Raw genomic sequence first — 23,126 nt, 5'->3', positions numbered from 1 at the left:
GTTAATTACACTAAACAGCTATTTAGTGTAGTTAACTTTTTATCCCAGTCGAGTTTATGTTCCAGCTCGAGGCATCCAACTCACGTCCAATATCCGATAACTCCCAGACCCGGATATTTCATTCCCGCAAATTCCCATTTCATGCAGGATGTCCCATGCCTTCGTCACCGCAACCACTGTTTGAAAGCTACCGACGCTTTTTGGAGCTGAACTTTCACCAGATGAGTGAAGAATTACCTCTGGTTCGGGATTATTTGGCAAGCTTTCCCGAGGAACTGGAGGCTCATCAGGGCTATATCGCTGCGCGCGGTTTCCTCAAATCGTATGCCGGCAATGAAGCGACCTTCAATTCCTACCGCACGCACGTGGAACGTTTGCTGCTTTGGTCACTGCTGGTGGCCCGGAAACCTTTGCTGGAATTACGCCGCAGTGACGCCGAGGCGTTTATGGAATTCTGCTTGCGGCCGACGGCGGCTTGGATTGGACCGGTGGTCAAGTCGCGCTTCCTCCGGGTCGGTGGTCAGCGCAAAAGCAGTGCCGACACTTACCAACTCAACGCGGTGTGGCGTCCTTTCAGCCAGACGGCGCCCAAACGTGACAAACACCTTCCGGAGCCCGCGCCGTCAGAGAATCGTTACAAGATGGCCCAAGGGTCCGTGGCCCAAGTCTTTGCCGTCTGTGGCAGCTTCTATCAATACGCCATGGACGAAGGCCTCACCGAAGCCAATCCATTTCGCGCGGTCAAACAAAAGGCGGTCTACAAGCAACGCCATACCCAAGAGGTGTCCGGCCGCGCCCTCTCCCACCTCCAGTGGGATTATGTAATCGAAACCGCGGAGGAAATGGCGGAAGAAGACCCCGACCATGAACGCACGCTGTTTGTACTCACGACTTTGTTTGCCATGTACTTACGCGTTTCTGATCTGGTCGGTCGCGACAATTGGGAACCGACCATGGGTGATTTTCGGCGGGATACCATGGGCAACTGGTGGTTTCATGTGGTGGGCAAAGGAAACAAGTCGGCCAAAATCAGCGTGCGCGATGACTACGTGCACACTTATTTGAGTCGCTATCGAAGACACTTGGGGCTAAGTGCCCTGCCCTCACCGCATGAGACCTATCCCCTGCTGACCACGTTAAGCGGCCGAGGTGGCCTTTCAGGTCGACACCTACGCTTGTTACTTCAGCAGGTGTTTGATCGCGCCTTGCTGAAAATGACCGCAGAAGGTCGCAGCGACGATGAGATCGATAATCTGCGCTCTGCGTCGTTGCATTGGTTGCGACACACGTCGGCAACTTTTGATGCACCCTTTCGCGACATGAAGGATTTGCAGGCGGACCTGCGCCATAACAGTCTGAGCACCACGCAAAACACCTATTACAATTCGCTCGACGAGCAGCGCGCGCACTCGGTCAAACACCTTAAGTTGAAATAATGGGTTGATGACTCGGCACCGGCAACGTTGTTTTCTTGTTCTGGGTCCCAATGGAACCGTAGTTATGGATCGGCACCGACCACGCCAAGTTAATGGTACATGTGGTGTGCTATTAAGTTGAATTAGGATTGACTGGCGCTTAATCCCCGCAAACTGCTTTAACATTCTTCCAGCCGTTTTGCGCCGCGGTGGCTGAATACTTCACTCAGCGATGCTCCGCACCGACGTCCCACAACCGTTCACTTTTCCAACGCCCTAGCTGGAATCGCCTCGGTTGATAACTGATATGTCTGTTCTTTGCTTCTCAAGGGTCATAACGCAGGACTACCGTAGCTCCAACTATTCGATTGTCTGGAGCCTCTTTTGAAAAATGTCTTTGGCTTGAACGTAATTTTTTCAGTGTTCACCTCCACGTCGACCGCACGTTCGACTGTTGATAATGAGGATGGCTTCACGCCTTCCCCCTCCGTGGTTAGCCGAGCCCGCATGGCGCGTCGCGTGGCAAAAATCGATGACCGGTTCGACGAGACACGCAAAGCAAGCTGAGCAACGACAAGCGCGAGCGTTTCACGCTCGCACGCTGCACTCATGCGCCAGGCAGTTAGCGCATGAAGCTGCGTCCATGTGAGCGATGTGCAGTTGCTCACCGCTTAGATCAGGGCGCTGGCAGTTACCCTTGGCCGTCTTTGCAGTGATTACGCCAAGGTATGACAACGCTGTGCTCGTGTTTCCCTCCATAAGCGTCACAATTCATGAGCTAGGCTGTCTGAACGAAGAATCTGCCTGCCACCTACTCTCATAAGCACTCATGCATGGAAGACACTCCGAACATTCCAGCCGTCATCGATGAGTCGCCCGAGGACACCGTCTCCAGGGAGTCACTCTACGAGCAGGCTTGGTCAACGCCGATGACCAAGATCGCGGAACGTTATGGGGTGTCCTCAAGCTACCTGGCGCGCGTATTCACCCATCTGAACATTCCCCGTCCAGCCGTTGGGTATTGGGCGAAGGTAGCCGCGGGAAAGCGTAAAGCCACTCCTCCGCTGCCGGAGGTCCAGCCAGGCGCCCTCCTCGCCTGGAGCCGGAACGGCGCGCCCGAGCAAATTTCCCGCACACTTCCTAAAAGCCCGGCAAAAATTCGCACGAGATCGTCCGATCGCATGGCGGTGCTCCCTCGCCGGCATCCGTTACTGGTGGACGTTGAAGAGCATTTTAAGAAAGCCCAAGAGACTGATGAAGGTTATCTGCGGCCTTCAAAACGTTCGATGGCAGATCTAATTGTTAGCCGCTCAGGCGTAAATCACGCCGTGGACTTCGCCAATCAGTTGTTTCTGGCCCTAATGAAAAAGGGTCTGGCGGTCGCGCTTTCTAATCCGACTACTCACGTGGGCTGTGAGTCAGTGGATCATCGAGAGGTCGCATCAAACAGGTACGTGCACCCTGCCCTGTGGCGACCTCAACGTCCCACGGTCGTCTACGTCGGCACTGTTGTGTTCGGTCTGTCCATTTATGAGATCAGTGAATACGTCCACGTGAAGCGCCCCGAGAAGAAATACGTCCGCCTGACAGCGCTTCCAGTAAGTAAAAGACGCTCCGATTACCCTGATGGATGGATGATGAGCGCCGATATGCCAAGCAGCAGATTGTGCTTGCAGGTGTATTCCCCGTACCACAGTGTGGAGTGGATTCAGCGATGGACTGAGAACAAGCCTGGCGACTTGGTCAGCAAAATTCCAGGCATAGTGAAGTCTTTGCTAGCCGAGGCTCCGATTCTTGCGAGCAAGGTGGAGATCGAGCGAATACGGAGCGAGCAGGAGCGACAGCGACACCAATTACAGATGGAAGAGTGGCGACGAAAGGAGGATGAGAAGCGTCGGCTCAAGGCGATTCAAGACAGCAGAGATCGGCTTGAAACGGTGATTCAAACCTGGGCGAAAGTGAACAGTATTCAGGCTTTCTTCGAAGACATTGCGCAAAGCGCGCAGCGCCTCGAAACACAAGAACGGCAAGCTGTGCTGGATCGCCTGGCTAAAGCGATGGAGCTGATCGGCGACTTGGATGCGCTCAAGCATTTCGAAGCTTGGAATCCCCCAGAAATTTAAACCGGACCGACTCCAACGCAGGAACGGGCAAAGAAAACCAATTCCTGAATGCTCTGGATATCGATTTACATTCTATCTCGCCTCAGCACTCGCCAAAAATCCGTGACAGCCAGGGGCAATCACGACCTGAGCGCCGGGATGATCGAGGCGTTCATCAACCCGGTGGACCGACAGAAGCCTTATCACCCGCGCAGCAGCAACCCATACCACTGTTTAGACTCGCCCCTATTTCTGTTGCAGGGCCAACACGTGGAAGTCATTTCAAACCATTGGGGACGGAACCATCTTTCTGTCGTCACCGATCTAATCAACAATGCGGACAAAATTGTCATCTGTTCCGGATGGATCAAACAGTGCGGTGTGGATCTCCTCGTTGAACATTTAGCCGCAGCACTTGGACGTGGAACAGAGATCACAATTTTCACGAATGCGGAGAATACCGCCCGGTCGTGTATACCCTCCCTCACGACATTGAGTGCCCTAAGGCACGTGGTGGTCCCCAAGAAATTTCGGCTGCATACGAAGCTCTACTACTTCGAGTCTGACACGCGCTACGCGGCGATCGTTGGCTCAGCCAATATCACCGCGGGAGGCCTTGTTCACAATGATGAGTTGTCAACGGTTCACCACGGAACCGTCGGAGACGTGCAGCATGAAATGTTCAACGATTATCTCGAGCACCTCGTAGCGCGATACAAACCTTGAACCAGATGGTGAGATTCTGGCCAAAGAGGCAAACATTCCTGTCATCGATAGTCACCATCGACCCAATGAAGTTCTCTTAAATAATACGGCGCGTAACATCCACTCCATACCGACCAATTAGATCCGGAGCACGCAGCCATGAAACGCCAAATCATTCTTAGCATCGCTTTCTCGGTACTCGCGGCAAACGCCTTTGCAGCTTCTTCCGCTAAACAAGTCCTCGCTGAAGGCGGCTCGGATCGTTTGATTGAAAGTCGTGTTGCTGAAGGTGGTTCGGATCGCCTGATTCAAAATCGTGTAGCCGAAGGTGGTGCAGATTGTCTGGCTGAGCGCCGCTTGGCTGAAGGTGGTTCCGATCGCCTGATCCAGAATCGAGCGGCCTAAAGTACTTCTTAGGTACGACCCGAAATTCCTGTTTCAATCGTTGCTCTGCTCCCCACTTGCCCGGCTATATAGCCGGGTTTTTTTATGGGTGCGCATCCTACTTCACTGGGGGGTAATTCTTTTGGCGAAAAGCCAACCCAGTAAGATGGAAAAATCTAGGGCAAAGTTGGTGAGACCGAGGTGTGCCGACACGATATGATGTGCATTCCGGCGGGATGTGTAGCGTTGTGAAATGCACAGTCACGGGATATCGAGCATGCTAAGGAGTGCGGTTTCATGTTCAATTTATTGGTTAACGCCGGTGGCTGGGCGGACAATCACGACACTTTCAGTCACGGAAGAATTCTGGAGTACACGGCCCCTGCGCTGGTAACCCAAATGAGAGTTGACGGGGTACTTAACATCGCCGCTCTGACCGCCATGCCGACCCTTTTTATGGATGAAATGCGGGTGGACGGGGAAGAGTTTGCAAGGATTGGCACCATTATGAGTATTCGAGACGGGGCTCGAGGTCAGGTGCTTTTAGATTACATCTACGACGCGAATGTCCCCCCGATCCCTATCGCAGAAATCTATCGCTTGCGCTCCAGGCTCGGCATCAATGACTACGAATTTTCGCGCACACATTGGGCGGTGAAGGATGTCGATCTTTTCAGATTCATGCTGACCGAGTTGAGAGGTTCTCGTCGTCATCCGAGGATCTTCCAGTTACCGGAGACAGCGACACTCGTAAACGACCAGCTATCTGTAATGATGCCATTTGCGAACTCTGCCTTAGTACTTGCAGCCATACAGCGGGCCGCGGGGTCGGCAGGTATGAGATGTGACCGGGCCGATGATATCTGGGACCACCAGACGGTTATGGAGGACGTTGTTGCACTGATTGATCGGTCTGCAATCGTGGTATGCGACTGCACCGGCCGAAACGCTAACGTGTTTTACGAGATTGGCTTGGCGCACGCCTGGGGCAAAGAGGTAATCCTGATCACGCAAAACCAGGCTGATATCCCTTTCGACCTCGCTCACCTTCGGTATCTGCATTACCACCCGAACAATGAAGGCCTGGCTACGTTAGAGGCTCAGCTGCTCGCCAGGATACGGACTTTGCGCGGAGGCTGACCAAGAGACCCGATGTAGCTGAACAAACCTCTGCGCGGGTAAAGTCGGGCTGTGACGCTGACCTACAGGCCACAGCCAACTCGTCAATTATCTTTGCGCGCAACCCATTGCGTATGCTCTCTAGAGAAGGCGTTTTCGGCGTCCCCCACGAATGATGAAAACCTTTGTTCGGTCATCTCTACCTGAGATTGTTCTCGGACAAACTGAATCTCAAAGGCGGTCAAGGCGTAGGACGCTGACAGTTCGGTGTACCTTTTCGCCTGCATCCAGCTGAGTAGACTTGCTGCGGCAGCCACCATCACGTCGGTTGGCCAATAAGGCGCGGTCAGAAAGGCAATTCTGACGAGGGCTAATATGATTGCGACAACGTTGACGCCGATCAACAATCTGAAGAACCACTTGGCTGCGCGGGCATTGGAAGTCGCCTTTGCGTTGTACCAAGCCAGCTGATTTTCGATGCGATGCTCCAGGTACGCCGCCCTCCTCGCTTCCAAGCTCTGCGAGCGAAGCCGCGACATTTCCTCACTGATCTGAGGGCTGTCCAGGTGGGAGGTCAGGACGCTAGCGATATCGCGATTCTGGTCAAAAACGGCCTTAATTTTCCGTCTGAAAACTTCTTTCGCAGCATCATCTCCATCGTCAAACGGTTCGGCTTTGGAAATGTACCTCCAGGTCAAAGTCTTGATCGATTCTGCGACAGCCCGACCCGCATACCAGAATCTTTCAGGACGTTGAGTTGCGAGGAAAACCGAGCATCCCAGCGCTCCGAGCAGCGTGAGTGCTTGCAACACGGCCATGGACCAATGGGGGATATTGATCACGGAAAGCAGGGCTGCACAAACCAGAAGAAACAGATTCACGCCCAAGGCACGGTAAAAATCCCCTTGGCGATCCTTCGATAGCTGATCTGTAGATTGATACAACGCTGGAAAGTCTTTTTCCTGCACGACGCTACTCCCTAATAACCCAGTTTTTGTAAAAATCATCGCCATAGTAGTAGTTTTTGGTAGACATTTTTGAGAAAATTTCGAGCGCATATAAAACAATCGATATCGCACAGCAGACTAAGCGTTTTGTTGTCTGCGAGTATCGAGGTTGATGATTTCACTCTTTCCTGACTGGAAGGTCTCAATCATCCATTGGATTGACATGTTAATCATGAATTCGGCTTCGTAAGCGACGGCCTCCTTCGCGTGACCTAGTGCCAGATAGCAATTTGAGAGGGTGGCGTATACCCACTTTATGTCTGATCGATCGACAGAATCGCTTTCTGCGAGAATACGCTCCAATCCTTCAACGACTGAGGTACGAACTTTTCGCGCCGACATGAAATCGAACTTCATTTCGTCCGCATCCGACTGTTTCTCACCGCGGTACTCGTAGCAGAGTGCCAGGTTCTCTCCGTTGTAGTAATCGCGGCGGACCTCATAACCTCTGCCGTAGTACTTAATGGCCGAATCGAGATATTGCCTTTCATCTAGCTCGAGCCAAAGCCGCTTGCAGATAGCACCAGCAATCCCCAGCGTCTCTGGATCATTAGAACTGTCAGGTGTCAGAGCGGACAACACATCCATCGCTTCAAACAATGCGACTGATAAGGTCGGAACCTTCGCTTTGTAGGTAGCAACCGCCAGTTGTTGAAGAATGAAGGGCTCTCCCGGTTTAATAACAGCCGCGAGCTTCAGAGTCTCCTTGGCATCAGCATGTCGGCTCGTATCGGAAAACATCTGAGCCCTATGCATCAGGCCCGCGAGGCGAGTTTGCGCAGCTTCTGCATCATCCAATAAGTCAGCGAACTGCTCGTCGGTTAGACGAGGACGTTGGAGTCGTGGCAAGAATGTGTACACGGGACTGTCGGGTTGTTTCGAGACCATTACGCTGGCAATTAGGTCTCCCAGGGCAGCACTGGCCCTCCTCGCCTCTCTTGCCGCGATATCAAAGCCGATGTGGTTGTAGCGAAAGGTGCTGACGTGGTTAAGGTCAAAATACAGCCTTCCTTCATCCTCGACCATTATGATGGTCGAATTCGGCCTCAAAGCGTGCCGGACGCCAAGCTCGTACACGGCGTTGACATTACCAGTGGAGATATCGGCGATGACCAGGTCTGCACGAAGCAGCATCTCGTACATTGGCGTGTCAATTATCCCCGAGTGCACGATTTCATCTGCACGAATACACCGCATGTTTTGTGCAGCTACAGCAGGCTGAATAATCGATTCGTACGTAGCATCCAGATCTAAGGTGCGGCCTGATTCGAAATCAGTTTTCTTCCCGAATCCCATAATAACGAAACATACTTTCATATTTTCAGAATCAGCATGTAAATCTGTACCAGGCATGACGGCACTCTTAAATCGGGAGCAGAGAGAATTCCGAAGCGCCTAAGGCACTTCGAAATAATCCAGTGGGGTTAGCTTAGGCTTGAATTGAAGTACTAAAAGGTCAGTAACCGTTCGACGCTTTGTTCAATGCTTCGACGATTCGATCCCTCGTAAAACTGGTTGCCCATGCGGTTCCGACGTTCAATAAACCTGCTGGAGATTTGTTATCTTGAGCAAGCTTGATGGCTGCAATTTTGAGCTTAACGTCAGTTTTTTTGGCTCTTTCGATTTCCCACTTCATCCAGTCGCTTTCATGACTTTTTTCACCGACAAGTACCAGGATGTGGGTCGCCTCCATCATCATCTTCGTCAGCGCGGTTTTTACCACACCCGCATTGGTGCTGTTAATAGCTACGTCCGGCCCGCGACTGTCAAACTCGAAATCGAAATCTTTGTTGGCATCCCAAGCTTGCAGCAAACGCTTGTAGAGAACGTCTTCCGAGTGGTCGTAACTGATAAAAACCTTATGCTTAGCCATTAATACACTTCCCTTTGATTGTAAATTTATTGAATAGGAACGTTAACCGAACAAAATGCCTGACAGCCACACCTAACAACCATTCACAGATTCTCACGCAGCTGTTTTAATCAAACAGACACGAATAATCCGCAGCAGGGAGCGTATGTAATTATTGGATGCAGATGAAACCAACCAATTTAGGTAGTCATGCAGAGGTATTTCGAGGCCAAGCATGACACCCATAATGCCACAATGACAGAAACCGGCGCGAAATTAACACCCATCAGGCATTGATAGTCGTTTTTTTGAGAAAAGCTGTCGTTACTGAGATTATCCTGACCTTGGAGATAAGTTTGCTTTGCTTTCACCAGTTCGGAGCACCCGAAACTTCTGCTCCGGCGTCACAAGAAGTCGAGTGTCTGGGCGCTTGTTACTCACCAGTATCCAGTAAATCAGCCGCCTCTAAACGGCTTACGACACTGATCAAGGCTGCTTCACCGTCCGGTTTACCCCGACAGGTCATCTTCAAGACAAATCGAATTCTGTAGAACTCATCGATACTGTTTGAGATGTAGATGTCCATGTGAAGGTCGTTGACCCGGACCGACCGCGGAGGCATGGGCTTCATTTCGAATTTACAGTTCAAGGCCGGCATCCATTTACCACCAGCGACCGTGACGGCATCCAGCTCCCGATAAGTAGCATTCGGGGGAGGAGGAAAACCGGAGGTATCAGTCGCCGTCAGATACCATTTAATGGGCTCCCTGGTGGTGTTATGTATGCTCAATGTCCCGTTGGCCACGTCAAAATCGAGCGCAATGCTGGGCGCAAGGGGCTGGAACGGCGAAACCTTGCTGAAATCATCACTGCGGTCCCGCAAAATCCGATAGCTGAAAATCAGCTCGTCGATTTCTGAGCCTCGGGATTGGTCTGCGATGTATTCGATTCTTACGAGAGCATAAAAACCCAGATGGTTTTGTACGACAAACAGCGAACCGACGTGGGGACTGAGGTTGGGCGATGAGAAATCTAATGAGGCCGCGCCCGTTACATCTGAACACTCCCAGGCACCAGGAGCAAAGGCCAAGCCCCGAACTGTTGGGGTGTCGTTGTAAATATGAATCGACTCGCTGCTTGCTCTGCTGAGGTGAAGCTCGAAACTCCAATCCCCTGAACCTATGGTGTGTCGACCTCCATAGCTGCCGTAGCCGAACCGCACAGTTTTCGCGTCTTCAGGGCTGAATGGGGGCGCCACCACGCTTGCCTTCTGAGTCGACAGGTCTACACCCAGTTTCTTGCATATCAGCAAGGCAAGCTGCTCAGGTTCGAAATTCTTGGCTTCAACGTAAATTTCGCTGGGCGGCATACCTGGGACTTTGACGCGATCGAAAACCACTTGGAGCACGGTGTCATCGTTGCGCTCAAGGCGCGAGGCCAAGGCCGCACACCGTTCGACCTTGCACCAAGGTTTGGCGACATATTCATTAGATACGAACATAACCACGTACCGCGCATCGGTACCGTAAATACCGTCAAGTGACACGATACCATCCGTTCCCCACAGAAGAACGGCTTCATCAGTATCAAAAAAGCAGCTCACCCCGAACCCTATCAATGACCGGGCAACGCGCTCGACATAGCTGCGTTGCTCACCAGCAAACGAGAGAGCAACTTCGTACTTGAATGATTGTTCTGCGGTCATCGTGAATCTCGACGGGTGATTACAGCGGATCGTACACATTAATCTTGAGGCGTGGGCTTACGCCAGTGGCAGGATTGTCATTTCCCAACGCACGGCGCCCGTCGACGTCCTCGTCGAGCGGAGGTTTTTCAGAATGCGGGGAAAGTAAACACAACAAAGAGCCCGCATCCGCGAGCACCAGGATGAATCGGTACGAGTTGGGCAAGCGGATGTCAGACCCCGAATTAGTCGAACGCCTAGCGGCAGAATTAAACCTGCCCGCCGCTTATTTTAACGCGGTCGATGATGCCGAGGCTGATCTTTCGCAGCGTTACTTTAGACTTACCAAAGAAGGCGAAGACAAGCTTAATAAATACTTGGCAGTCTTAGTCTAATCCCGAAGCAGAGCCTTGAGGCCATGCGAGCCGCCGTATCGCGTTACTCCTTCGTTAGTGGTGTATTTGCAGCCTCGTTTTACATCAAACATTTTGGGTGCAACGGCGCGGAAAATCGGGACACAAACCTGTTTGTTTGCGCTCTGTCTCGCCCTACCCGTTAAAATACGGTCAGTAGCGATCTCCATCGACGTAAAATCCAAGGTTGTTGAGCACATTGTTTAGCGAGCCTACGATTCTGGATTCTGCACGGAACTCGGCTGCGGTGTATGACAAAGCCACTGCGAGGCGAAGCTGCTCCTCTCCGATACTAGAGGGTTCGAATGACCACACCTGGATCTTCGCAACGCTACTATCGTTGTGATGAAAATCGTCAATAAGCTCAGCGCTGGACGACATTGCCTTCCACTTCTCCAGAGAAGTGCCGTATGTCCGCTGCGGCCAATCCGCAAGCATCGAGCGTCTGTCCAAGAATGTGTCACCTACACACTCCAGCGAAGGCTTCAGATTTCGCACGGTGACGTCAAACAATCTCGGTGAAGAGACGTAGCTTCGAACCTCATCCAAGTCGATCAGCGAATCGCCGCATTTAAGCTGCTTGTGCAGGACTTCAATCAACCTTTCGCGGTTCGCCATGCTGTATCTCATCGGTCAGTCCCCATAATGGATCTCGCATCGCGGGTGGTGATAATGCATTCGTCGATTTGGGGCGCGATCACCGCAGATGGCACAAATGTGAACCGAGGCTGATTCCGCAAGGTTGAAAACCCCTTCGACAAAATCATCACCACCTTGATAATAGATTCTCAACCCTCCAAATTTTTCCTTCACCTCCATGACGGTCACCTCGCCACAGCCTGGGCTGATATCTGTTCGTGCGGAAACGAGGGCGAATGCATGGTTGAGGATATCGAACCAACCATCACCACATTCGAACCCCCAGAAGAAGTAATCGTTGATGATCGTGGCATTCGGGAACAGCGACAGGTTTGGTTTGCAGAGCAAATGCTCGCGGTCTGGGCTCATTGGGGACTTCTACCTGACTGGCCATATGATTTTTCCCACCGGCTGTGTATCAGCGGAAGGAATTGGATAAGTACTCCCACTCGCAACTTGGTAGGAGTATTTGCTGCGCTCTTCACCCGGAATGACGATCAGCTTCGAAAGCGTTTCCATCCGCCACTCGTCCGTACCGTTCAACCATCCGGGCGATACAAGCTGTACACCACTGACGAAGGCAGTGTCGGAGTCGGAGTGCACCAGGCCCATCAGGCCCATGACGTCTGGGATCAAAAACTGCTGAGTGCATACGCATTCGGAATCGCCATCCTGAAAATACTGATGCGTAACATAAAACCACTCGCGATTTTCGGATTGAGCGATGAAGGCCCAACGAGTCGTGCTGAGCCCGAAAGACGGCAGCACCGGCAGCCTCGCCACCTCATAGGTTTCAAACATATAATTTCTCGGAAAGTAAAAATGAGCAGTATAGTGCGTGGCATTATAGTGCTCATTTCATGCTTCATCATCTCTTTTATGAGATGAGAAAATGGAACTGAATGCTGCATTCGCTAACGCGCTGAAAAAACTACGAAAGCGACGGAAGCTCACTCAGGAGGATTTTGTATCGGTAACGAGTCGCGGCTACATGAGCCAGCTTGAGCGAGGAATGCGATCGCCAACGCTGGATAAGGTTGGAGACCTCGCGGCGGTTATGAGCGTCCATCCAGCAAGCCTTGTGATTGCAAGCTACTTAGAAGCTTCGCCGTACGAAGACCTTAATTCGCTCATCCAGCAGATCCAGGCAGACCTTTCTTGGCGCGGACTTGAGGATGACGAGACGAACCCGGACGATTAGGCTGGGGGGGTACTCAAATCTGTGCGGATCTGACGGGACACTCAAATGATCGATTACATCAACGACCTTGAAGAGACCGAGCCGCTTCCGAAATTGCTCATGGGAATGCTTGAGGCCAAATCAGATTGGTCGACGACTTCAAAACTCATACGTGATGGACTGCCCTCCTCCCTCTTCAATGACCTGAGTACGCTGATGGGCCTAGCACCCAGCAAATTGGCTCGACTCATTGGTGTAAAACCGTCCGCCCGCAGACGATGGTTGAAGAAAGGTGTCCTGAATTTGAAAGAAAGCGACTACTTTTTTCAAAGCACAATCGTCCTCTACGCCGCTCTCGGCTTGTTTGAGGGAGATAAATTAGCCACGCAGGAGTGGCTGAAGCGCCCAGCCCTGGCCCTAGGCCAGAAGCCGCCAGCGGAGCTGCTATCCACCTTCGCTGGTATGAAACTAGTAGAAACTTTCATTTGGAAGATCGAAAACGGAGTCGCGGCGTGAGCATTAGGTCAGTTTTCCCTCCGAAGGTATGAGGAAATTACACGCGATTGAGATGCGGAGCTTTTTGTTCCATGTGAGCCTGAAGGCAAACGATCGTCCTTTCATCCAGAGCAGGCATTCTCGATGGATCTATACGGCCATTCTCGTCGAATGGGGCAACCAAATGCGGCGACGAGCGCTTTTAGAATGGTGATGTGCGTTTTCTCAGACACCACAACTCGAATCTCGGGGGCTCCGAACAGGCCATCTTCATCTGGATTCCAGCCTGCTCGAAGGAGGAGCGCACGTCGAGCTGCCGTTAGGCATGTGAGAGGGATTTTAAACCTAGTCAGCAACTGGCTTGGTTGGAAACCAGTTTGATCGGCACTCTAGAATTCAGAAATGATATTTCGCCGCCCCACGGCCCTCGGGCACTCCAAACGTGCCCGAGTTTTTCCGTGAGTTGGTGCGTCGGCCCGCTTACAGACTGTCACTTGGTGGGGTGGACACTTCGCTTGGCGATTAGCTATTCGCGCTCCTGAATTATCCTCTCCACCCCTGTCACGATGGCTTTGGCCATCTTCGGCGTGACCGCCGCCTGGGTATGGACGACATCGTTTCTTAAATGGGCCCAATTCATGATTTCAGGTGTTGAACTGATAGGAATGAGCCCTTGCTCCGCAGCCTGATCGACCAAATGCCTCAAGCTCATGGGCCTTCGAACATCGGACCATGCACTTTTTTGCATTCGCTCCCTGAGCATCGCTTCCAGGTGCGTCATCGCCGCAATTACCGCCGCTCGATACTCCTTAGCCTCCAATAATCTTCGCGCCTCTGACCCTCTAGAATGCTCTCCTTCTGGAACGATGCGTCGCAAACTCTGGACCAACTGATCTACAAATTCATCCGAATCGCCTAGCCATGACTCTTGTCGATGCAGTACCTGCAATTCCGCAGCGTCTGCTGGAATCTGTTGGTAATCTTTGACAACCAAGATGAGTTCGAATGGTTTGGAGTGCTTGCTCTTGCGCGCCAGCGCCATCCGCAGTTCGGCAAAGGTCCATGACGATGACAACTCTATAACCATAACTGCTGAGCGATCGATCAGCGCTTCGATTTTTGCGCTGATGTTGTCACCAGGAGCCACTACGTCATCCGCAGTAACAGGCACAAGTCCGATGGCTTCCACCGCAGGAAAGACACGCTCACGGTAAAAAGGTAACAAGTCCAACTGGACAGAAAAAAAGCAGAGCCGTGTTGCTGCGCTTCTGGGCAGCGAAAGCTCTCTAAGCGGCTTTTCTTCTGTGACTTTGCTGACGCTGATCACCTTCTCCATGACAAGCTCTCGCAGCTCGGCAAATGCGTCGGCTAACACTGCACCGTAACGCTCCCTAGTCCCCGGAAGATTGATCACCTTAACGCCACGCCGCTCGAACCTTGCAACATCGGACGGTTTGGCTCCTACGACGATCGTGTAAGCCATTCTGCGCATGCGTCCCAAGCGCTGAGACACAACGTGCCACATCTGGCGAAAGTCCGGGTCATCCAGACTGTAGCCGATCAAAACAGCTGTTTTTGTGATCAGCAGATTCGAGAGGTATGTAGCGAAAAGTGGGTAGTTTGCCAAGAATCCGTCGTAGTCAGTTTCCGTGACCACCATCCGATTGGGGTGATGTAGGTCGCCGTGCAGCTTCAGAAGAGCGGTCCCAGCCTTGGATGCGTTAAGCGACAGCTGCTCTTCCTCCAAAATGGGATATACGACCCTAGGCTCCAATCGATACTGATGCTCTAAAAGGAAATCAAAATTGGTGGTGCAAACAATATCGAACGGTATAGAGCAAAAGCTGCGATGTGCCTCACCCGGCTGCGCTTCGTGAAGAAGTAATATCTGCGATAACCGATCCATCAGTCGGGCCCGGCCAAATTCGTGCTCATAGGCAGAAATTGCATCAAGCGGCCCCGTAGAACTGAAGTCCGCGAGATCGGATTCTAGAATCTTTCCAAGCTCACCCCAAAGCGGGGGCCGCGCTCCAGAGGGAACGTGCGCGTTCAACGACATCCCCGCGCCTACGATGGGCAACCAACGGCCGGAGACAAGATCATCCAAAACCGGTTTCGGGAAAAACTGTAGGTACTTCGTGGCCATCCTTGCGCCCCCAGTGAATATTTGAGTAAACAAAATGTGGCGCGCGGAATCGAATTCTCGCGTTCCGTCAAACCGTTTTGGTTTGGATAAAACTGTGCGAACTCAAACATGCCCGCCTGCATGAATCATCAGGACTAAATGGGAAGAACTGAGATCACATCGAAATATCTAAACTTCCGCTTCTTCGCCTCAGCTTTGGCTTCCTGCTCAGCAGTTAGAGTACTGAGCGTGTTTGCATCAACGACTAAGACCTCTACTTTTCCTTCGAATTCTCTTGTTACGTGCAGCGTTACTCGCAGTTTAGTCGACAGAGGCTTCGATGCGGGTCGACTAGGCGGCCGAGATTTAAGCTCCACCTCAGGCTGCGACGCGGGAGGAGATGTTGTCACTGAAGGCTCTGACTGGGCTTGTTTCGACGGGCCAAATAGCGCCTGGCGCATCTCCTGCTCACTCAACTCTACTGCCATTTATGTTTACCCTATCGTCAAGTTGTGAAATCCCCAACGGTGACGAAGACAGTCAACGTCCGAGTTGGCAGAGTGAGACGGACACATAATATTTTTCCACTCAGGCCTTTGCATCGACGCTTTCGTTTCGCAGAGAAATGACATCATATTTCAACCAGTAAAAATTACGGGAGCTATTATCACTCCATTTATCAGAAGGCGAATATCTCGGAAGCTTTCAGCAAAGCTTCTGGAATCAGACCCACGCTAGTGCTCTCGGGTACCCCGCTATCCTCTGGCCGCGTCCCTCGTGAGAGGGGCAATGTCATTAAAGTTGATATACCTTCTTAGCAGGCAACCCCAATTCCGATTAACAGCTTTTACCTATTTGGGGCAGCCAAGGCTGACTAACCCGAATTCTAGCTTCGCCCTCTAGGCGTTTTTCAGAATAGCAGCGGCCCCTGCCACATCCCCCGATTGAATCATCTGAAAGAGCCCACGCTCGATGTCAACGACTCGAGCGGAAGGTAAATACGCTTGAGCGATTTGACCGAGACGCTCGCACCAAACCTCATAAGCATTCGAATTCACAATGGTCGTGGGAATGCTGGTCAAGTTCTCTTTAATTTCACCTAACACGGTATCTTTGTGAACCCGATGCATTTGCATGATCTGCCTGTCCAGTGTCGCCGAGCGGATAGGATCAAGATACATGCGAATCTTGCTTGCAAATGAGACCTTCGAAAACTGCGGCAGCTTCAGACGTGCGATGTCGTAAAGCGCTGGGCGCCGGTGCTTTGCAAACAATGCCGATGCCTGTTCAAGCTGTGCATCTGTGACAGCCGACCGGAAGCGCTCCACACGAACTACAGCCAGCCCTCCCATTTGCGTAAATCCCCAATACAAAATATTCGACAGGCCATCTTTCACATCTACCAGTGATGAGCTGAGCAGCTGCTGCCGAATGCGAGTCTCCAACTGGGCCATAGAAAGGCCGATGATTGGGGTTTGGGCTAAGAAGTCAAAATGGGCCGTCGGAAACGAGTAGCCATTGACTGCGTCACTTAGTTTTTTCACTTGAAGCGAGTCGAGCGGCATCACCTGTTCCTTTGCTGTATTCATGATCAAAGCCGAGGACTATACGGTCCCTCATCGGGATGACAACTCACTGTCGTAGATCTCAAGAGCCTGTTTCAAGACACCTCGAACGTGATCCCTTAAATGGCGTGGGGCGACAACCTGGATGTCTCCAGCGTTGCCCAGAAGGAACAAGCGTAGCCCCTGCGTATCGGCTATCTGACACTTGAGCATCCAACTTTCTGCACTCGGAGTCATCACCTGCCCCTCTGCTAGCGGGTTTTCGCTCAAGCGATTGTGTAGGTTATCGCTAAGCCTGAGTTCGATATCGATTGGTCCGTCACTGTGGATCGTCATGAGGTCCTTCTGAACCTCCACGGAGCGCAAATCGTAGGCGGTTCGCTCAGGTATTTCCATCCAATGGGTCTTAACTTCCACCATCCGGTGAAGCATAAGCGCACACGTCTTCCCAGGACCATTGCTGCTGTACTTGCCACGAGGCGCATCAGCAGGTGGCTCGAGCCCCTCAGGCCACTGCTCCTGGTGAACTAGCGCGGTGAGGTAAATGTTCGAATCCTGATATGAAAGGGCAAGCGGCTTCAGCCGATACCAGCACGTCTCAGCGTTACCGGCATCTCTCGGGCGATACACAATGTCGAGGCTGATGACGCCATCGAGCAGCGCCTCCTGAATAACTCTCAGGTGCTCTTCCTTGTATGCGCCTGGCTTGAGAACCGTGAACCGGGTTCCGGTAGTGATGCGGCCTTCTGCAACCAGGTCGCGATGGGTCTTCTTCCACAATTCCGTCGATGCATATTCTCTGAGCTTCGCGAGGTCCTCGGTGTCCGACCGAAAGCCGAAACGATCAGCGTGCTGGAAGATGGCGGTGAGTGTCATGCACTCCATGGGAGACAAAGTCAAATCAACGCTTCCTCGCCCCTCGGCCCACAACAGCGACTTCGCGGCTGGATCCTTGGGAAGCGGTTTTACCAAACCCGGCCGACCCGCCATGGCGACAAGATCCCGACGCGTCGTTCTAATCGAATAAGGGCCGAACTGCTCCTCCAGGACGCTGTGTAGCTGTTCAGTCTTCTGTGCAGTGGTTGCGTTCTGAAGCAGTTTCCGCAGCGCCTTTCGACGTCGCTCCCGGTCTGGAGCAGAATACTTCGACCCGGCCAAAGAAAAATTCCTTGTATCAAAATGAGGACAAAATATGGTCCTACCAGTGAATAACATCTCCTCGTTGGCACGCAATCTTGCACTGAAATCGCCAACCCACTGGAGCATCAAATGAAGACTCAACAGGCCTACGCTACCCTTCCGCATGTCGCTGACTTCATCACTTGGCTGGCTGCCGAGCTTGATTCCAAGAGCCTGTTTAAGCACGAATACATTGACCGCCGTAACGGCGCCAAGTGGTCCTGCGAAAGCCTGTTTGGCGCCTATGAGTCCTACCGTTGGAATTTCCCTGGCAACGATCGCCTGGGATACAAATCCGGCATTTCTGCCGCAGCCAATGCTGGAGCCCTCGAAGCACTGCGCGAGGATATCATCGCCGCCGGCAGCGATGACGCTCCGATGCTTCAAGCGGCCATCGATGTCATGGCCTGGGGCGGCGTCACCGCTCGCAACGTAGACTGGCTCAAGGCCAACAAAAATGGTCTTGGCCGCACGGTCCAGGCCGTGCAATCGGCATTGATGACGGGCGATGAACACTCGCCCGTACTGCGATCCAAAGCATTGCGATTCAACTCGGGGATGACCAAAGTGTATTCCTTGTTGTGCCCTGGCATCTGCATCTATGACAGCCGAGTCGCAGCGGGCCTTGGGGCGTTGGTCGTTGAATACTGCAAGGCGAATGTCTTGGCTAAAGTACCTGATGCTTTGTGCTTTCCATGGGCCGCCGCGAAGGAAGGTACGAATGCAATAGCCCCTAAGCGCCGCAACCCAAGCACTCGCACCTTGTACTTCAAACGCCTGCGATCCGGATCCCACCATGCGCGCTGGAACCTGCGCGCCAGCTATGTACTGAACCAAGTCGCAGAGCGTGCTCGTTTACTCGATAACCAGTTCCGCAACGTCGAGCAGCCTGAAAACATTCGGATGGCCATCGAGAATAGCTTGTTCATGCGAGGCTACGACCTGGGTGCAGAAAACCTCTGACTCAATGCCCGATATCCGCGTCCGCTTGACTAACAGGCAGTGAGATTCCCATGGACGATACAACGGAGTTGGAAAATTTGATCCTGCGGCTTGCCAAGGGTGGCATCGCCTCACCGGCGCTTCGCCGAGAGGTGATGTCGGCCCATCCAGGCCTACGAGACAGCAAGTATTTTTCCGCGCTGCTGTCGCTCCAAAATCGCGGACGATTAACCGGCCAGGAGATAACCGGTGTCTGGGTGTTTACTTCTGTTGCAGAGGTACACATGGATGACAACCAAGAGTGCAGCTCGGAGTTTGCAGAGATGATTATTGCGACAGATTGCGGTGATAAATGGCACGAGATCGGTGTCGACGAAATGATCGCTCAGTTAGACGACATGATTCAGAAAGCACGAGCGCGGAAGTCACCGTAAAGCCTCCAGTGAAGGCCACAACAATATTGCTGTGATGAGATATTAGGGTCGATCCAACACAAAAAATCCCCAGGCCAAATAGCGCTGGGGATTTTTCATTTACACGTGGATGGTCACCCTTTCGGTGAATTGACGCTTACACCCGAACCGGAGCCCGCATCTCACCCTCCTCCGAGCGCTTTGTAGATCGCAACGATGGATCGGTATTGCTCCGTCTCCCCAAGTGCCTGTGCATCCTCTGCATTCAAACGTCCGCGCTCGGCATCATGCAACACTAAGTAGTCGTCGATGCCCTCTTTGTACTGAAGCCCCGCAATATCCGCAGCAGCACGGCTGGAATTACTCTGCCGGATCAGAGACACCAAGCGCTCTTGGCGTTTGCTGTAGTCGCTGAACGCATTCGATGATTCTTCAAAGAGCAAGTAACACTTGCTGCTCATAAGAGGACATCGCACCCTCGGCCTCGGCCTCGGCCTCGGCGTTGGCTCCACGGATTCGAGCTTTCACGCTGCCTAAGTTGAACGCCGCCCAGGTAATGCTCGGACCAAGTCCCCACGCTTGTGCAGCGCCACCGTGAAGACTTGGAAGCTGCTCAACGTGACTCGAGGAAACAGGTCCGCCGTGTTCTCGCCAATGTTAGTGGTGGCCGCAGCTAACCGACGATCCGCAGCCAGGATATCCGGGCGCCGCTGTAGCAGCTCGCCTACGTTGCCGATCGGCAACGCCTGCTTTGGTGACCAGCTTCCTCGAAAATTTCGGAAGAAGCACAGTATGAAGACGCGTACCCAAACAGAGTCATTTTTACCAAGCCAACCGGATTCATTTTGGCTTTGTCAGAAAGAAGCTCTATCAGGGAGCCTCATTTCCTACCCTCCACTCTTCCCAAACTCTAACCATCTCAGCCAGATGGATCACGCATGCATACTCCCCGTTTTCAGTTTTCACAGCCTTATGCCATAGCACATCAATGAAATCGCTAAGCTCGCCCTGTAGCGCTTTGGCATCCTTGATGTCGAATGGCCGACCCAACAGCTGCTTTTTCGGAGCTGCCAATTCGATCCAGCCCTCATCTCCATTGTCGTAGGTAAAGGGAACGCTATCGCTTTCTAGGAGCTTGCATACTCCTTCAACTAAAAGCTTCCCTCTTGTTCCCCAGTAGATTCCGATCATCTCAGCCGGTGCTTGGGGGAGGCCATCCCAACACTCATAAGCCCACCACCGGATTTTTCCTGCGTCCTTCATCGCTGACTTCGCCGACTGTTCTTCTGCTTCCTGCGCCGCCTTCGCCTCCTTTGATAGCCATTTGCGATAAATTGTGACGTAAGCAGCCCTACCTTTGAGTTCATCAACGCTGAACCGCCCCATCGTAAATGGAGCCATGGGATCGCCATCCAATGGTGGTCGAGCATTCTGCTTACGATCCCAAGCTATCTGAGCAGCCAGGAGATCTTCATTTTCGATTGTCGAGACGGCGTCAGACTCCCATAGGGAATTAAACCACTCGCGTGCCGACGCCACCTCTTGAGAATCACAAGTATGGATACCTGCCTCCATCCAATGCGCTAACCCTCCGTCCTCAAGCCCTAAGCCATTCGTAGACATATTCGCCGAGCCAATCAGGGCCTGCTTTTGACCAACGATAACTTTGGCATGCAGGTGGCTCGAATGTTTGATCTGAAGCGAAGAGTTACCGTCCTTTATCTTTGATAAAAAGTATCGAACGACAGCGGGATTGGTTCCGCCGGTTCTGAGGTTGCAGATGATGCGAACAGAGCGAGCAGAATTCAGTGGAATCAAATTTTCCGCTCCGCCCCCCCAGAAAGCGACGGCAAAATCCAAGTTTTGTTCTTCGGCGATCAAGCTTTTCAACTGGTTTTTATAGTCAGCAGGCAGCACAAACATCCGGAACTCCTTTCCTCAATCTATCGATGGAACTCGCGCCAAAAACCAAAGGTTTCGAAGTGAAGCCCAACCGGCTGGTCAATTTCGGCGGAGCCGGAAGGTACATGGTTGCGACGGCGTGAAGTTTGTTGGCCAGCGAATCCATAGCGATAATACCCGCTGCGCCAGCACCACGCGCAAATTCACAAATGATTGGCGACGTCTGCCATCCGGTTATGATGCAACAGTCTCATGAGCTTCACTTGGCTGCCCATCATCAGACCGACCCAGGCGAGAGGTCACGAAAGTGAATTTGTTTTTGTTCTGATCAAATGTGTAGATGGCAGTCAACGGGACGGCGGTTACCAAAACCCCGGTTAGCACGCTGGTGACCTGGGAGTTGAATTTGTTCAGCAGGGGCACACCGGCCATTGCGTTACTGATCACCCGCCCAACATAAACGCCGACGATTGCCGAGGCCGTCCCCGCGAGCACTACCGTAATTGCGTCGAGCTTAGCCTCATCCTTGCTCAGCATGATACGAACGCAACGCACCAAGCTCAGTGTGCATTCACGCACTAGCGCTAGTACGAAGGCGGGCATCTTGACGATCAACGAAATGAGTATCTGTGGGATGACACTCAGAGCCCCTGCGACGCCAGCCTCCAGGCCAACAGCTCGTGCGCGCGCCCATATTTGCTTTTGTTCAAAACGTTCGCTTAGACGTTGTTGGATACGTGCAGTGGCATCCTTTGAGTTCTGTAGCCAGCCGTCTTCATTAATAATTCGTCCGTTGACGGTTAAGTTGCGGATCTCATCAATAAAGATATCCACGGTTTCCAGCACGATCAGGCCCACGATTTGCTGAGCGGCCATGGTTGCCCCAGTCAACGCTATCGTCGATCCAACTTCTACTGCTGCATCCCAACGGTGATCGTTCCGGTTCGCCTCCGCCCTGTTAAAGGCTTCATCAATATCGGATTTACGTACCGTAACGATCTCGCCGGTTTTCTGTATGGTTACATCAATCAGGTCAGCATCGTCGGCTCGCGGGGTACCGTTTTGTTCGAGGTACCTATAGATATTCTTGTCTTGGAGCGAGCGATTTAGCGAGTCATCAGCAAATACTAAGTTTTCCTTAGAGTTGATGATGCTGAAGAACTGATCATCCGTAGTGCCTGCGCGCAGCAGAAGGTCTTCGTAGTAATCCTTGCGGGCGATCACATGCTCAATATCTGCGCCCCAGGGATCTAGTTGCTGGTCCTTGTGATACCCGTTATCAAGCTTGTCGAATCCTTCAGGCGTCCATGTCTCACGGGCTGCGTAACGCGCATCCTTCATTGCTGCAAAGTTCGGATCATCGAACATCGATGCACCGGTGCGTCCTGAGAATGCTTTATAGGAGTCCGACAGATTTTCGTATTTTGCAGCGCTATGATTGTCGACGTCGCGCATGACATCGCCCAAAGCGAACGACGCGACAGTGCGGCGAATAGCTTCACGCTTGCATTGGTCAAAGATATCGTCAATGGATTTGGCGGGCACGGGTAGGCCTTTGCGGATTCCCTCTACCATCTCCAGTGTTGTTTTCTCTATCTCGAAAGTAGCGCGAAAGGAAGCTGCCACTTTAGCCGTGCCTAGGTCCTTGTATTGGGTGAATGTATCTTTGTAGAACTCAGCTCGACGCAGCTCTTCATAATTGATGTTACGAACACTATCCGACACAGCGACGTAAGCTTCGACCGTTTTTTCCTTAGTGAAACCGTAGGCGGTGATTGAAGTCTCTTTGGTCTTTCCGGCAGCGCTAATGGCACTGTTTTTCACGCTCTGCGCAGCATCCTTGATATCAAAGGACGCTACAGACTCGCTGACCCGGTTCGTCGCTTCGGATAAGGCGTCCTTCATAGACGCGAGAGATGCTTTGCTTGGTAGCCAGGCCATATGATCTTCCTTGATGTCAAATAGGCATCATCCTAATCACTTCACTGGCTCTCTAAAAGCTAAA

Annotated in this window: 22 protein-coding genes and 2 pseudogenes; 10 read left to right on the top strand and 14 right to left on the bottom strand. The window is 52.3% G+C overall.

Annotation, left to right across the window (positions count from 1 at the left end):
- Positions 1-155 precede the first annotated feature (155 nt).
- The 5 genes and pseudogenes from HU743_RS09605 to HU743_RS27160 all read left to right on the top strand — a co-directional run bounded on the left by HU743_RS09605 (position 156) and on the right by HU743_RS27160 (position 5,746).
- Positions 156-1,436, top strand: a complete 1,281-nt coding sequence (locus tag HU743_RS09605; RefSeq protein ID WP_186648306.1) for a site-specific integrase — start codon at positions 156-158, stop codon at positions 1,434-1,436.
- A gap of 812 nt (positions 1,437-2,248) precedes the next feature.
- On the top strand, positions 2,249-3,538 hold the full coding sequence (locus tag HU743_RS09600) for a hypothetical protein (protein ID WP_186648305.1): 1,290 nt from the start codon (positions 2,249-2,251) through the stop codon (positions 3,536-3,538).
- A 138-nt stretch (positions 3,539-3,676) separates the two neighbouring features.
- The gene (locus HU743_RS27165; protein ID WP_186648304.1) at positions 3,677-4,243 is read left to right on the top strand and encodes a phospholipase D family protein; all 567 of its coding nucleotides are present in this window, start codon (positions 3,677-3,679) and stop codon (positions 4,241-4,243) included.
- A gap of 138 nt (positions 4,244-4,381) precedes the next feature.
- Positions 4,382-4,618, top strand: a pseudogene (locus tag HU743_RS09590) (phage infection protein); the annotation flags it as partial.
- A 285-nt stretch (positions 4,619-4,903) separates the two neighbouring features.
- Entirely contained in the window at positions 4,904-5,746 is an 843-nt protein-coding gene (locus tag HU743_RS27160) for a hypothetical protein (RefSeq protein WP_186648301.1), read from the top strand.
- 83 nt (positions 5,747-5,829) lie between these two features.
- Here the strand turns inward: HU743_RS27160 and HU743_RS09580 are convergent, their stop codons facing one another.
- The 4 genes from HU743_RS09580 to HU743_RS09565 all read right to left on the bottom strand — a co-directional run bounded on the left by HU743_RS09580 (position 5,830) and on the right by HU743_RS09565 (position 10,289).
- Entirely contained in the window at positions 5,830-6,693 is an 864-nt protein-coding gene (locus tag HU743_RS09580) for a DUF4231 domain-containing protein (protein WP_186648299.1), read from the bottom strand.
- 117 nt (positions 6,694-6,810) lie between these two features.
- Positions 6,811-8,085: a tetratricopeptide repeat-containing protein gene (locus HU743_RS09575; protein ID WP_186648297.1), complete on the bottom strand. Its 1,275-nt coding sequence runs from the start codon at positions 8,083-8,085 to the stop codon at positions 6,811-6,813.
- Between the two features lie 103 nt (positions 8,086-8,188).
- Complete coding sequence (locus HU743_RS09570; protein WP_186648296.1) at positions 8,189-8,605, bottom strand: TIR domain-containing protein; 417 nt, start codon at positions 8,603-8,605, stop codon at positions 8,189-8,191.
- A gap of 412 nt (positions 8,606-9,017) precedes the next feature.
- Complete coding sequence (locus tag HU743_RS09565) at positions 9,018-10,289, bottom strand: TIR domain-containing protein (protein WP_186648294.1); 1,272 nt, start codon at positions 10,287-10,289, stop codon at positions 9,018-9,020.
- 182 nt (positions 10,290-10,471) lie between these two features.
- Between HU743_RS09565 and HU743_RS09560 the strand changes: the two genes are divergently transcribed.
- Positions 10,472-10,663: an XRE family transcriptional regulator gene (locus tag HU743_RS09560; protein WP_186648292.1), complete on the top strand. Its 192-nt coding sequence runs from the start codon at positions 10,472-10,474 to the stop codon at positions 10,661-10,663.
- Positions 10,664-10,834: 171 nt separating this feature from the next.
- Here the strand turns inward: HU743_RS09560 and HU743_RS09555 are convergent, their stop codons facing one another.
- The 3 genes from HU743_RS09555 to HU743_RS09545 are packed head-to-tail and all read right to left on the bottom strand — an operon-like array spanning position 10,835 to position 12,121.
- The gene (locus tag HU743_RS09555; RefSeq protein ID WP_186648290.1) at positions 10,835-11,299 is read right to left on the bottom strand and encodes a hypothetical protein; all 465 of its coding nucleotides are present in this window, start codon (positions 11,297-11,299) and stop codon (positions 10,835-10,837) included.
- Between the two features lie 15 nt (positions 11,300-11,314).
- Positions 11,315-11,689 (bottom strand): hypothetical protein, encoded by a 375-nt coding sequence (locus HU743_RS09550; protein WP_186648288.1) that lies wholly within the window; start codon positions 11,687-11,689, stop codon positions 11,315-11,317.
- A 9-nt stretch (positions 11,690-11,698) separates the two neighbouring features.
- Entirely contained in the window at positions 11,699-12,121 is a 423-nt protein-coding gene (locus tag HU743_RS09545; RefSeq protein WP_186648286.1) for a hypothetical protein, read from the bottom strand.
- A 91-nt stretch (positions 12,122-12,212) separates the two neighbouring features.
- Between HU743_RS09545 and HU743_RS09540 the strand changes: the two genes are divergently transcribed.
- Together HU743_RS09540 and HU743_RS09535 are read left to right on the top strand one after the other, a co-directional pair.
- Positions 12,213-12,521, top strand: a complete 309-nt coding sequence (locus HU743_RS09540) for a helix-turn-helix transcriptional regulator (RefSeq protein ID WP_186648284.1) — start codon at positions 12,213-12,215, stop codon at positions 12,519-12,521.
- A gap of 45 nt (positions 12,522-12,566) precedes the next feature.
- Complete coding sequence (locus tag HU743_RS09535) at positions 12,567-13,016, top strand: antitoxin Xre/MbcA/ParS toxin-binding domain-containing protein (protein ID WP_186648282.1); 450 nt, start codon at positions 12,567-12,569, stop codon at positions 13,014-13,016.
- A gap of 505 nt (positions 13,017-13,521) precedes the next feature.
- Here HU743_RS09535 and HU743_RS09530 read toward each other — a convergent pair.
- The 4 genes from HU743_RS09530 to HU743_RS09520 all read right to left on the bottom strand — a co-directional run bounded on the left by HU743_RS09530 (position 13,522) and on the right by HU743_RS09520 (position 17,951).
- A complete protein-coding gene (locus HU743_RS09530; protein ID WP_186648280.1) occupies positions 13,522-15,141 on the bottom strand; it encodes an SIR2 family protein in 1,620 nt (539 codons plus the stop codon).
- A gap of 134 nt (positions 15,142-15,275) precedes the next feature.
- Entirely contained in the window at positions 15,276-15,608 is a 333-nt protein-coding gene (locus HU743_RS27155; RefSeq protein WP_238351717.1) for a hypothetical protein, read from the bottom strand.
- Positions 15,609-16,019: 411 nt separating this feature from the next.
- The gene (locus HU743_RS09525) at positions 16,020-16,709 is read right to left on the bottom strand and encodes a hypothetical protein (protein ID WP_238351716.1); all 690 of its coding nucleotides are present in this window, start codon (positions 16,707-16,709) and stop codon (positions 16,020-16,022) included.
- Positions 16,710-16,736: 27 nt separating this feature from the next.
- The gene (locus tag HU743_RS09520; RefSeq protein ID WP_238351715.1) at positions 16,737-17,951 is read right to left on the bottom strand and encodes a WYL domain-containing protein; all 1,215 of its coding nucleotides are present in this window, start codon (positions 17,949-17,951) and stop codon (positions 16,737-16,739) included.
- Positions 17,952-17,954: 3 nt separating this feature from the next.
- Here HU743_RS09520 and HU743_RS09515 point away from each other — a divergent pair, with 3 nt between their 5' ends.
- On the top strand, positions 17,955-18,827 hold the full coding sequence (locus tag HU743_RS09515) for a hypothetical protein (RefSeq protein WP_186648279.1): 873 nt from the start codon (positions 17,955-17,957) through the stop codon (positions 18,825-18,827).
- A gap of 50 nt (positions 18,828-18,877) precedes the next feature.
- Positions 18,878-19,240, top strand: a complete 363-nt coding sequence (locus HU743_RS09510) for a hypothetical protein (protein WP_186648277.1) — start codon at positions 18,878-18,880, stop codon at positions 19,238-19,240.
- A gap of 161 nt (positions 19,241-19,401) precedes the next feature.
- Here the strand turns inward: HU743_RS09510 and HU743_RS09505 are convergent.
- From HU743_RS09505 to HU743_RS09495, 3 genes and pseudogenes are all read right to left on the bottom strand, one after another.
- Positions 19,402-19,968, bottom strand: a pseudogene (locus tag HU743_RS09505) (TolC family protein); the annotation flags it as partial.
- Between the two features lie 121 nt (positions 19,969-20,089).
- Positions 20,090-21,142: a phospholipase D family protein gene (locus tag HU743_RS09500; RefSeq protein ID WP_186648275.1), complete on the bottom strand. Its 1,053-nt coding sequence runs from the start codon at positions 21,140-21,142 to the stop codon at positions 20,090-20,092.
- 213 nt (positions 21,143-21,355) lie between these two features.
- Complete coding sequence (locus HU743_RS09495) at positions 21,356-23,062, bottom strand: hypothetical protein (RefSeq protein ID WP_186648273.1); 1,707 nt, start codon at positions 23,060-23,062, stop codon at positions 21,356-21,358.
- Positions 23,063-23,126: the final 64 nt, after the last annotated feature.

This window comes from Pseudomonas sp. SWRI99 (genome assembly GCF_014270125.1).
Lineage (GTDB): Bacteria > Pseudomonadota > Gammaproteobacteria > Pseudomonadales > Pseudomonadaceae > Aquipseudomonas > Aquipseudomonas hamedanensis.
This window is presented reverse-complemented; position numbering and strand designations above follow the sequence as displayed.